Origin of the sequence: Mammaliicoccus sp. H-M34, assembly GCF_022386495.1 — a bacterium.
Taxonomy (GTDB): Bacteria; Bacillota; Bacilli; order Staphylococcales; family Staphylococcaceae; genus Mammaliicoccus; species Mammaliicoccus fleurettii.
This window is the reverse complement of sequence record NZ_JAJNIK010000001.1, coordinates 139,805-151,969: the sequence shown is the minus strand read 5'-3', so window position 1 is coordinate 151,969 and position 12,165 is coordinate 139,805. Positions and strand designations below refer to the sequence as shown.

The 12,165-nt window shown below is 32.4% G+C and carries 14 protein-coding genes; all 14 read left to right on the top strand.

Going from position 1 to position 12,165, the window contains the following annotated elements; translation table 11 throughout:
- The first annotated feature begins 7 nt into the window (after positions 1-7).
- On the top strand, positions 8-601 hold the full coding sequence (gene grpE / locus LQ608_RS00795; protein WP_107509465.1) for a nucleotide exchange factor GrpE: 594 nt from the start codon (positions 8-10) through the stop codon (positions 599-601).
- Positions 602-645: 44 nt separating this feature from the next.
- Positions 646-2,481, top strand: coding sequence for a molecular chaperone DnaK (gene dnaK, locus LQ608_RS00790; protein ID WP_239749192.1), 1,836 nt, complete (start codon positions 646-648; stop codon positions 2,479-2,481).
- Between the two features lie 94 nt (positions 2,482-2,575).
- The gene (gene dnaJ / locus LQ608_RS00785; RefSeq protein WP_239749191.1) at positions 2,576-3,709 is read left to right on the top strand and encodes a molecular chaperone DnaJ; all 1,134 of its coding nucleotides are present in this window, start codon (positions 2,576-2,578) and stop codon (positions 3,707-3,709) included.
- A 3-nt stretch (positions 3,710-3,712) separates the two neighbouring features.
- Complete coding sequence (prmA, locus tag LQ608_RS00780) at positions 3,713-4,645, top strand: 50S ribosomal protein L11 methyltransferase (RefSeq protein ID WP_107509466.1); 933 nt, start codon at positions 3,713-3,715, stop codon at positions 4,643-4,645.
- Positions 4,646-4,653: 8 nt separating this feature from the next.
- The gene (locus tag LQ608_RS00775; protein ID WP_203153328.1) at positions 4,654-5,403 is read left to right on the top strand and encodes a 16S rRNA (uracil(1498)-N(3))-methyltransferase; all 750 of its coding nucleotides are present in this window, start codon (positions 4,654-4,656) and stop codon (positions 5,401-5,403) included.
- 6 nt (positions 5,404-5,409) lie between these two features.
- Positions 5,410-6,756, top strand: coding sequence for a tRNA (N(6)-L-threonylcarbamoyladenosine(37)-C(2))-methylthiotransferase MtaB (gene mtaB / locus LQ608_RS00770; protein WP_239749190.1), 1,347 nt, complete (start codon positions 5,410-5,412; stop codon positions 6,754-6,756).
- Positions 6,757-6,882: 126 nt separating this feature from the next.
- A complete protein-coding gene (gene rpsU / locus LQ608_RS00765; RefSeq protein WP_016910862.1) occupies positions 6,883-7,059 on the top strand; it encodes a 30S ribosomal protein S21 in 177 nt (58 codons plus the stop codon).
- A gap of 210 nt (positions 7,060-7,269) precedes the next feature.
- Positions 7,270-7,986, top strand: a complete 717-nt coding sequence (locus tag LQ608_RS00760) for an NfeD family protein (protein ID WP_404932018.1) — start codon at positions 7,270-7,272, stop codon at positions 7,984-7,986.
- A gap of 23 nt (positions 7,987-8,009) precedes the next feature.
- Positions 8,010-9,005 carry a flotillin-like protein FloA gene (floA, locus tag LQ608_RS00755; RefSeq protein WP_078356515.1) on the top strand — a complete coding sequence of 332 codons (996 nt, stop codon included), beginning with the start codon at positions 8,010-8,012 and terminating at the stop codon, positions 9,003-9,005.
- Positions 9,006-9,020: 15 nt separating this feature from the next.
- Positions 9,021-9,722 (top strand): hypothetical protein, encoded by a 702-nt coding sequence (locus LQ608_RS00750; RefSeq protein ID WP_239749189.1) that lies wholly within the window; start codon positions 9,021-9,023, stop codon positions 9,720-9,722.
- Positions 9,723-9,872: 150 nt separating this feature from the next.
- Positions 9,873-10,370: a PH domain-containing protein gene (locus LQ608_RS00745; RefSeq protein ID WP_345773092.1), complete on the top strand. Its 498-nt coding sequence runs from the start codon at positions 9,873-9,875 to the stop codon at positions 10,368-10,370.
- A gap of 35 nt (positions 10,371-10,405) precedes the next feature.
- A complete protein-coding gene (locus tag LQ608_RS00740) occupies positions 10,406-11,353 on the top strand; it encodes a PhoH family protein (RefSeq protein WP_078356518.1) in 948 nt (315 codons plus the stop codon).
- 1 nt (position 11,354) lies between these two features.
- A complete protein-coding gene (ybeY, locus tag LQ608_RS00735) occupies positions 11,355-11,816 on the top strand; it encodes an rRNA maturation RNase YbeY (RefSeq protein ID WP_239749188.1) in 462 nt (153 codons plus the stop codon).
- Positions 11,809-12,156, top strand: coding sequence for a diacylglycerol kinase family protein (locus tag LQ608_RS00730; RefSeq protein WP_239749187.1), 348 nt, complete (start codon positions 11,809-11,811; stop codon positions 12,154-12,156). Before ybeY ends, LQ608_RS00730 begins: the two co-directional genes overlap by 8 nt.
- The last annotated feature ends 9 nt before the right edge of the window (positions 12,157-12,165 follow it).

Below are 12,165 nucleotides of genomic sequence, written 5' to 3'. Positions count from 1 at the left end.
GCATGAAATGACGGAAGAAAAGCAAAATGAACAATTCGACGAAACAAATGATCAAGCTCAATCTGTCGCTACTGAAGAAGCAGAAGCAAATACTCATGATTCAGTAGAAGATGTAGAAGAGGTTGAAGAAGAAAAGTTAGTCGAAATTCCGGAAGCTGAACTCGAACAATTAAAACAAAAAGCTGATGAAGAAGAAGAAAAATACTTACGTTTATATGCGGAATTTGAAAATTATAAACGTAGAATGAAACAAGAATCTAGTATCATGAAAGACTATCAAGCACAAAGAGTGCTTACTGATGTATTACCTGCTTTAGATAACATGGATCGCGCTTTACAACAAGAAGGCGAATCTGAAGACTTTTTAACATTCAAAAAGGGTGTTGATATGGTTTATAACGATTTACTAAGATCATTGAAAGATAATGGATTAGAAGAAATAGAATCGTATAATAAACAATTCGATCCAAATATACATCAAGCAGTAATGCAAGATAGTAATCCTGATTTCGAATCAGGTGTCGTAACTGAAGAACTACAAAGAGGTTATAAATTAAAAGACCGCGTTCTACGACCAGCAATGGTTAAAGTGAACGAATAAATAATTTAATTCAAACGTAACTATAAATTGGAGGAATAATTATTATGAGTAAAGTAATAGGTATAGACTTAGGTACAACAAATTCAGTAGTATCAGTATTAGAAGGTGGAGAACCTAAAGTAATTCAAAACCCAGAAGGTAACAGAACAACACCATCAGTAGTAGCATTTAAAGATGGAGAAACACAAGTTGGTGAAGTTGCTAAACGTCAAGCAGTAACAAACCCTAACACAATTCAATCAGTTAAACGTCATATGGGTACTGATTATAAAGAAAAAGTAGAAGATAAAGAGTATACACCACAAGAAATTTCAGCAATGATTTTACAAAACTTAAAATCAACTGCAGAAAGTTATTTAGGAGAAAGTGTTTCTAAAGCAGTAATCACTGTTCCTGCATATTTCAATGACTCTGAACGTCAAGCTACTAAAGATGCTGGTAAAATTGCTGGTTTAGAAGTAGAACGTATCATTAACGAACCTACTGCAGCTGCATTAGCATACGGTTTAGATAAAACTGAAACTGATCAAAAAGTATTAGTATTTGACCTTGGTGGCGGTACTTTCGACGTATCTATCCTTGAATTAGGTGACGGCGTATTTGAAGTATTAGCTACAGCGGGTGACAATAAACTAGGTGGGGACGACTTTGATGATGTTGTCATTAAACACTTAGTTGAAGAATTTAAAAAAGAAAATGGTATAGATTTATCACAAGATAAAATGGCAGTACAACGTCTTAAAGACGCAGCTGAAAAAGCTAAAAAAGATTTATCAGGTGTATCTTCAACACAAATTTCATTACCATTCATTTCAGGTGGAGCAAATGGACCATTACACTTAGAAACTACTTTATCAAGAGCTAAATTTGAATCATTAACAAGTGAATTAGTTGAAAGAACTATGGGTCCAACTAAACAAGCTATGAAAGATGCTGGTTTATCTAATTCTGAAATTGACGAAGTAATTTTAGTTGGTGGATCAACTCGTATCCCAGCTGTACAAGAAGCAATCAAAAAAGAAATTGGTAAAGAACCAAACAAAGGTGTTAACCCTGATGAAGTTGTAGCAATGGGTGCAGCTATTCAAGGTGGCGTTATCACTGGTGATGTTAAAGATGTAGTATTACTTGATGTTACACCATTATCTTTAGGTATTGAAACTATGGGTGGCGTATCTACAGTATTAATTGAAAGAAATACAACAATTCCAACATCTAAATCACAAGTGTTCTCTACAGCAGCTGATAATCAACCAGCAGTAGATATTCACGTGTTACAAGGTGAACGTCAATTAGCAGCAGATAACAAAACTCTTGGTAGATTCCAATTAACTGATATTCCACCAGCACCACGTGGCGTACCTCAAATTGAAGTATCATTTGATATCGATAAAAATGGTATCGTAAATGTTACAGCTAAAGATTTAGGAACAAACAAAGAACAAAAAATTACAATCGAATCAAGTTCATCATTATCTGATGAAGAAATCGATCGTATGGTACAAGACGCAGAAAAAAATGCTGAAGAAGACAAAAAACGTCGTGAAGAAATAGATGTAAGAAACGAAGCAGACCAAATGGTATTTACTGTTGAAAAAACATTAACTGATCTTGGTGATAATGTTGATGAAAGCGAAAAAGCTAAAGCTGAAGATGCTAAAGAAGAATTGAAAAAAGCATTAGAAGGCACTGATATAGAAGACATCAGAACTAAAAAAGATGCGCTTCAAGAAATCGTTCAACAATTATCAGTAAAAATGTATGAACAAGCTGCTCAAGCACAACAAGGCGCTGAATCAGCTGAAGGCCAATCTACTTCAAACGATGACGATGTAGTTGATGCTGATTATACAGAAGTCAACGAAGACGATAAAAAATAATACTCATTATTAAAAAGTCAAAGTCAATGTGATTGGCTTTGACTTTTTTAATGCATATCCGTATTATAAATCAGTGTGTAAAGGAGAGATTATATTGGCAAAAAGAGATTATTATGAAGTGCTAGGTGTATCTAAAGATGCTTCTAAAGACGAAATAAAAAAAGCTTATAGAAAATTATCCAAAAAGTTCCATCCTGACATTAATCAGGAAGAAGGTGCTGACGCTAAATTCAAGGAAATATCTGAGGCTTATGAAATATTAAGTGATGAAAATAAGCGTGCTCAATATGACCGTTTTGGACATAATGGACCGCAACAAGGTTTCGGTGGTTCACAAGGATTTGGTGGACAAGACTTCTCTGGATTCGGTGGATTTGAAGATATATTTGGTTCATTCTTTGGTGGCGGTGGCGCTAGAAGAGATCCTAACGCTCCAAGACAAGGTGATGATTTACAATACAGTATGACTCTAACATTTGAAGAAGCTGTATTCGGTACTGAAAAAGATATTACAGTTCGCAAAGACGTTGAATGTGATACTTGTCATGGTAAAGGCGCTAAACCAGGAACTAAGAAAAAAACATGTACTTATTGTAATGGTCAAGGACATGTAACAGTAGAACAAAATACTATTCTTGGAAGAATGCAAACTCAAAAAGTTTGTCCTGAATGTGAAGGTTCTGGAGAAATATTCGAAGAAAAATGTTCAGATTGTCATGGTAAAGGTACACAAAACAAAAAAGTTACAATTAAAGTTAAAGTACCTGAAGGCGTTGATAATGACCAACAAATACGTCTTGCAGGCAAAGGTGGTCCAGGTATTAATGGTGGTCCAGCTGGTGATTTATATGTAGTATTTAGAGTTAAACCTCATAATAAATTCAGACGTGAAGGCGATGATATATTCTATGATTTAAACCTTTCATTCCCACAAGCAGCACTTGGTGATGAAATAACGGTCCCTACACTAACTGGTAATGTATCTCTATCTGTTCCTGCAGGTACTCAAACAGGCAAACAGTTTAGACTACGAGAAAAAGGTGTACAAAATGTTCATGGTTATGGAAAAGGTGATTATTTTGTAACTGTTAAAGTTGTAACTCCTGATAAAATGACAGAAAGACAAGAAGAACTTCTTCGTGAGTTTGCTGAAATTGGTGGAGAAGATTTAACAGAACAACCATCTAGTTTAAAAGATAGAGCCAAAAAGTTTTTTAAAGGAGAATAGCCTGTGAATTGGATTGAGTATTCTATAATGATTAATAAAGAAGCAGAACCAGTTGTTACTGCTCTTTTAAATGAATTAGGAGCAAATGGAGTAGTAATTGAAGATTCAGCTGAATTAGAAAAAGACCATGCAGATGTATATGGTGAAATATATGAGTTGAATCCTGACGACTATCCTGATAATGATATTAGGATAAAATGTTACTTTAATGAATTAGTCTTTACAGATGATTTAGAAAAAGAAATTAAAGTTTCAATTGCTGATGTCGAAGGAATAAATTCAGAAATTCTTTCTTTTTCTAAAACAATAATTAAAGAATCTGATTGGGAAAATGAGTGGAAAAATTATTTCCATCCATTTAAAGCTTCTGAGAGATTTGCTATAGTACCAAGTTGGGAAGAAGAAGAATATGATAACCAAGATGATGATTTATGTATAAAACTTGATCCTGGAATGGCATTTGGAACTGGTGACCATCCAACAACTAGCATGTGTCTAAAGCATATAGAAGAAGTTGTGAACCCAAACCATAAAGTTATTGATGTTGGTACTGGTTCAGGTATTTTAAGTATTGCTTGTCATTTGCTTGGTGTCAAATCAATAAAAGCTGTAGATTTAGATGATTTAGCTATTAAAGTTGCTAAGGAAAACTTCGAGAAAAATAATTGTGAGCAAGATATATTAGCTGATACAGGTAATTTATTGACTGAAGAAACTGAACAGTATGATGTGATTATTGCAAATATTTTAGCACATATCATTGATTTAATGATTGAGGATAGTTATACAAGGCTAAACGATAATGGTTACTTTATTACTTCTGGAATTATAGAAGAAAAATCTGATGAAATTATTGAAAAACTAAAAGAAACTGGTTATACTATCGAAAAAGTATTACGAGAAGATGGATGGGTTTCAATAAGAGCTAGAAAGTAGGAGAAATGATGCAAAGATATTTCTTACTCGAAAACGCTGAGTTAAATCAGCGTTTTTTTATACATAATACTGATGATATACATCATATTAAAAATGTGATGCGTATGAATGTGGAACAAAAAATTATTTTAACTTTTAAAGATAAAAAATCTCTAATTTCTGAAATAACTGCTTATCATGATGATTGTATTGAAGTACTTACACTTGAAGATACCACAAGACAAACTGAACTTCCTGTTGAAGTCACGATTGCTAGCGGACTCATTAAAGGTGACAAATACGAATGGATGATTCAAAAAGCAACAGAGATGGGTGCTCATCATTTTATTGCGGTTCAATCAGAAAGGTCAATTGTTAAATTAGAAGAAAAGAAACTTCATAAGAAACTCGAAAGATGGCAAAAAATTGTAAAAGAAGCAAGCGAGCAAAGTATGAGACTTACAATTCCAGATATTAAGTATAAGTCGAATTTTAAAGGTATTTATGATAATATGAATGAATATGATTATATATTAATAGCTTATGAAGAAGAGGCTAAACGTGGGGAAACAAGTAAATTACATCAAATTGGTTCTAATCTTAAACATGGACAGAAAATTTTAATCATTTTTGGTCCAGAAGGTGGCTTAACAGAAAGTGAAGTCCATCTTTTTAAAGATGCAGTAAAAATGAGTTTAGGACCTAGAATTTTAAGGGCTGAAACTGCTCCATTGTATGCTTTAGCTGCTTTAAGCTATCAATTAGAATTAATGAGGTGAATATATTTGGCTACAGTAGCGTTCCATACTTTAGGTTGTAAAGTTAATCACTATGAGACTGAAGCGATTTGGCAATTATTTAAGGAAAATGATTACGAAAGAGTAGAATTTGAAACAAATGCTGACGTGTTTATTATAAACACATGCACTGTTACAAACACTGGGGATAAAAAAAGTAGACAAGTAATCAGACGAGCTATTCGTAAAAATCCAGATGCAGTTGTTTGTGTAACGGGTTGTTACGCTCAGACTTCTCCAGCAGAAATCATGGCAATACCTGGTGTTGATATAGTTGTAGGTACTCAAGATAGACATAAATTACTTGCATATATTGAAGAATATAAGCAAAGTAGACAACCAATTAATGGTGTAGGTAATATTATGAAGAACAGAAAATATGAAGAATTAGAAGTACCATATTTTACTGACAGAACTCGCGCATCATTAAAAATCCAGGAAGGATGTAATAACTTCTGTACATTTTGCATCATTCCGTGGGCAAGAGGCTTAATGAGATCAAGAGATCCTGAACAAGTTGTGAGTCAAGCAACAACTTTAGTTAATTCAGGGTATAAAGAAATCGTTTTAACTGGTATTCACACAGGTGGCTACGGTGAAGATTTAAAAGACTATAACTTAGCACAGCTTCTTAGAGATTTGGAACAAGTTGAGAATCTTGAAAGAATTAGACTTTCTTCAATTGAAGCAAGTCAACTTACTGATGAGGTGATTGATGTAATCGATAAGTCTACTAAAGTAGTAAGACATTTACACATTCCATTACAATCAGGATCAGATACTGTGTTAAAACGTATGAGAAGAAAGTATACGATGGCACACTTCTCTGAAAGGTTGCAGAAACTTCATAAAGCATTACCTGGTTTAGCTGTAACAAGTGATGTTATTGTTGGTTTCCCTGGTGAAACTGAAGAAGAATTTCAAGAAACATATGATTTTATCGTGAAACACCAATTTTCAGAATTACATGTATTCCCTTATTCTATGAGAACAGGAACACCAGCTGCACGAATGACAGATCAAGTTGATGAAGATGTTAAGAATGATCGTGTGCATCGCCTTATTGAATTATCTAACCAATTAGCAAAAGACTATGCATCTAAATTTGATCAAACTGTTTTAGAAGTTATTCCCGAAGAGAGTGGTTCATCTGAAGAGAAATTAATTGGTTATGCTGATAATTACATGAAGATTGAATTTGATGGCGATGAAACATTAATTGGTGAAATAGTGAAAGTTAAAGTAATGAGACCAGGTTATCCTATAAATAAAGGAAAACTTGTAAAAGTAGTCAATCATGCAACTAATAAAGATGAAAGATTAGTTACATTTTAATATTCATAACAAATGATTATTGACTTAAAAAATGAGTTATTTTATAATGTTAAAGTACATAGTAATTTATTTGCTATGTAAATGACATATAAAGCTTTGTTGATATTTGGAGGGAGGGAAATACAGATGTCTAAAACAGTAGTTCGTAAAAACGAATCAATCGAAGATGCATTACGTCGCTTTAAACGTACAGTTTCAAAAAGCGGTACGATTCAAGAAGTGCGTAAACGTGAGTTCTATGAAAAACCAAGCGTTAAGCGTAAGAAGAAATCAGAAGCAGCTCGTAAACGTAAAGTTAAATAATTAATAGTTTATTGAACTCCCTCAATGAATATTAATTAATTATAATGAACAAATTTAACGTTTAAAATGTATGAAGAACACATAAACATCTTGTTTATGTGTTCTTTTGCTTATATTAAAAATATTTAAGTACATATATATAAAATAATACGTATATACGTTTTAGTTCGTAGTTGTTTTATTGTATAATATTAATGAGGGGTGAGATTATTGACATCAGCGTATGAATACATATTTGCTTTTATTCAACATAATTTGAATTTAGGTATTGTTTCAAGTCATAGTATTTCAACTATTGGCGACTTTATAACTTCGCCTCTAGTGACGTTAATTTTGACTTGTATTATTTTTCTTGGCGCTCTTTATCAATTATATTCTGAACATATTAATTTTGCTGGCATTTTAAGTTTCATTTGTACACTTATATTCTTTATAGGTTACGTTATAATTGATGAAATAAGTTTGATTTCTGTTTTACTTTTTAGTATTGGAGCGTTATTAGTAATAATTGAATTATTTGTTATTGGCGCAATTTTGGGTATCCTAGGCTTTGTAGCTATTATAGGTAGTTTTATATTAGTTGGAGAGAACATATTAGTTATGGGTATGATTATTGCTGTAGCATTAATTTTAACGACGATAGAGTGGGTGATATTAGTGAAAGGATTTAATCGTAAAATACCATTCTTTGATAAGGTCATTCTTAGAGATTCTACAAATAAAGAATCTGGCTATACATCTCACGAAGATAGAAGTCATTTGATTGGCAAAATATGTACAACATACACTGCATTAAGGCCCTCAGGCATTATCCTTGTTGATGATGAAAGAATAGATGCTGTTTCAGATGGTACATTTATTCAGAATGATAAACAAGTAAAGATTGTACAGGTTGAAGGTACAAGAGTTGTTGTAAGAGAAATTTAAGATAGTGAAGGAGAGAATTGCATATGTTATCAGGTTTAATTGCCTTTATAATTATTGCTGTCATTTTAATCGTACTGCTTATGATTTTATTCTCATTTGTTCCAGTAGGATTATGGATTTCAGCTGTAGCAGCAGGTGTCAAAGTAGGAATTGGTACTTTAGTCGGTATGCGTTTAAGACGTGTATCACCAAGACGTGTTATCAATCCATTAATTAAAGCACATAAAGCAGGTTTAGCATTAACAACAAATCAACTAGAGTCTCACTTTTTAGCTGGAGGTAATGTTGATAGAGTCGTAGATGCGATTATTGCGGCACAAAGAGCAGAAATTAATTTAGCATTTGAAAGAGGTGCAGCAATAGATTTAGCTGGCCGTGACGTTTTAGAAGCAGTTCAAATGTCAGTAAACCCTAAAGTTATTGAAACACCATTTATTTCAGGTGTTGCAATGAACGGTATTGAAGTGAAAGCGAAAGCCAGAATTACAGTTAGAGCTAACATTGAACGTTTAGTTGGTGGTGCTGGTGAAGATACAATCATCGCTCGTGTTGGTGAAGGTATTGTTTCTACAATTGGTTCAAGTCAACACCATACAAAAGTTTTAGAGAATCCAGATAGTATTTCTCAGACTGTATTAAGTAAAGGTCTTGATTCAGGTACAGCATTTGAAATCTTATCTATCGATATAGCTGATGTAGATATCGGTAAAAATATTGGTGCAGATCTTCAAACTGAACAAGCACTTGCAGATAAAAACATTGCACAAGCTAAAGCCGAAGAACGTCGTGCTATGGCTGTAGCAACTGAACAAGAAATGAAAGCAAGAGTACAAGAAATGCGTTCTAAAGTTGTTGAATCAGAAGCAGAAGTACCACTTGCAATGGCAGAAGCACTTAAATCAGGTAATTTAGGTGTTAAAGATTACTACAATTTAAAAAATGTAGAAGCTGATACTGGCATGAGAGAAGCAATTAACAAGAGTACAAAGCCACAAGATTCTAATTCACCGAACCAATAAGAGAGGTGATTTGAAATGGAAATAGGCATTATCGTCTTTGTTATTTGGGTGATTTTTAGTGTAGTTAGTGGAATTATTGAAGGTAGCTCTAAAAAGAAAAAGAATAAACAACCCCAAAATAACCAAAGACCAAATCCAGTAAATAAACAAGCAACAGAAAAAACAGATAAAGCTCAGCAACAATTACAAGATTTAGTTAATAAATATGAATCTTATAAACAAAAAGCTGAAACGAGTTCTACTGATCGTATGTCAGGTCACTATAAAAATTTAGCTGACCAACTTGCAACTCATCTTAAACAATATAATATTGATGTTGAACAACCTAAAGTAAGTGAAAGACCTAAAGAAAATACTGCTCAACACACATCTAATGAACATGAAAATGCGTATATAAATGAGAAAAAAGAGCAAATTCATAAAAATAGACCTAGAAAACAAGAGCAAGTAATAAAACAACTATTACAATTTAGTGAAGATGAAAAAAATTCTTTATCAAACTTACAAAGAGAAAACATTTCTCAAATTGAAGCTGAGGCAGAACAAATTATCAAGAATACTCAACTTTCTGAGAGAACAAGACGCTCAATGGTTAAACAACTTTATTTGAACAGTAAACATAAATTTAATGATGAAGCTATAAATGTTGATGAGAACCAAGTGGTTAACGGTATAATTTGGTCAGAAATACTTAAAAGACCAAATGAGTTGAAATAAGCTTAATATAATCATTTTTTCAATTCAGTCATCTACTGCTAATATATTGATACAGGCTGAGACAAATTAATTGTCTCAGCCTGTTTTTTTATTCACAAAAATACCATTTAGTCTTACAATATAAGTAGGAATCAAGAAGGTGTGATAAAAATGGTATTTAAGAAAAAGCTTAGTTTTTTATCTATATTGATTTCATTTATAGTGTTTTTAATTGCTTTTATACCTCTTTTTATAAGTAACAAGTATTTAATAATGATAACTTTCGTCTTGGTATTTCTTATTATTTTAAACATTCTTTTTGAAAGGTACACAATAAAAGAACATTTTTTGACGATTAGAAGAGGTCTTTTTAAAAACACATATAACATCTTTGAAATTGAGCAAATTAACATGACTAAATCTATAGAAGGTAACAGCATGTTAGAAATCGTATCAAGTGGTGAATTAGTTGAAAAGGTTAGTCCGCTTGAAGAAAGAGAATTTATCATTGCGCTTATGCGTATCAATCCTAAAATTAAATTAAATAACAGTAATAGATTACGTGAATTTGAAAAAGTAAGTCATTTGATAACTTCACAAGAAAAATTAAATAATATGCAAAATAAAGTGCATAAGATTGCACGTTATAGTAAGGTTTGGTACATTTAAAGTGTTAACAATTCAACTTATAAAGGAGATATTTAATGCCTACATTAATTCAAATCGAAAATATGGATCAAGCTCAAGCATTATTAGGTAATGGAGATGAGCATATAAAATATATTGAAAATGAACTCGAGGTGGATATTTTAACTCGAGGACAAGAAATTAGTGTTCGCGGAAAACGTTTAGAAAATGTTGAAAAAGCAGAAAAAGTCCTAATGAACTTACTAAAAGTGATTGAAAGTGGAGCAAGTATAACAATCAATGATGTTCAAGCTGCTGTTAAAATGGCTGAAAAAGGGACGATAGATCAGCTTATTAATTTATATGACGAAGAAATTACTAAAGATAGTAATGGTAAAATAATAAGAGCAAAAACAATGGGCCAAAGAGTTTATATTAATAATATTAAAAAAAATGACTTAGTTTTCGGTATTGGTCCTGCAGGGACAGGGAAGACGTTCTTAGCCGTTGTAATGGCAGCAAGAGCATTGCGTCTAGGACAAGTTAAACGCATCGTATTAACGCGCCCAGCAGTCGAAGCAGGTGAATCACTAGGATTCTTACCAGGTGACCTGAAAGAAAAGGTAGATCCTTATTTAAGACCACTATATGATGGGCTACATACAGTACTGGGTACAGAGCAAACGGCTCGATTAATTGAGAGAGGTACAATCGAAATTGCTCCTTTAGCTTATATGAGAGGTAGAACACTTGATGATGCCTTTGTTATTCTTGATGAAGCACAAAATACAACACATCCACAGATGAAGATGTTCTTAACAAGGTTAGGCTTTGGATCTAAGATGGTTGTTACTGGTGACAGAACACAAATCGACTTACCAAAAGGCGTTAAAAGTGGTCTGATTGAAGCTGACCAAAGATTAAGTGGAGTCAAAGGTATCTCAATGTCTTATTTAGAACAAACAGACGTTGTAAGACACCCATTAGTAGGTAAAATAATAAATGCATACGAAGAGGAGATTTAATATGCTAACAATGGATTTTATTGATGAACAACAAGTGATTGATGAAGATACAAAAAATCAAATTGAATCATTACTGACATTTGCTGCTAAAAAAGAAAATATAACTCAAGAAGCAGAGCTTTCTATTTCATTTGTCGATGAAGAAGAAATACAAGCTATTAATCGTGATTATAGAGATAAAGATAAAGTTACTGATGTCATTTCATTTTCACTTGAAGAGGATGAACCAGAAATTGAAGGGCTAGATATTCCTAGAGTATTAGGGGATATAATCATATGTTTAGAAGTCGCTAAGGAACAAGCTGATTCATATAATCATAGTTTAAGTAGGGAATTAGGTTTCTTAGCATTACATGGCTTCTTACATCTATTAGGTTATGACCATATGACTGAAGTTGATGAGAAAGAAATGTTTTCTCGACAAGATGAAATTTTAGATGAATTTGGTTTAACTCGTGATTAAATTTATTAATCGTTTTAAATTTCCTTTAGCTGGTTTAATAACGATACTGAAGAAAGACCGTAATTTTATTTTACATTTAGTATTTGCAATTATTGTCATCATTGTTAGTTTAATATTAAATTTAAATCAAAACGAATGGCTATGGATTATACTTGCGATATTTAGTGTTTTAATAACAGAAATTTTAAACACTTCTGTAGAATATGTTGTAGATATGTATACAGATAAATATCATGCACTTGCTAAACATGCTAAAGATACAGCTGCATTAGCTGTATTAATGTCATCAATTATGGCAGCAATAATCGGGATAATTATATTTTTACCAAAAATTATATAGTAAATATAA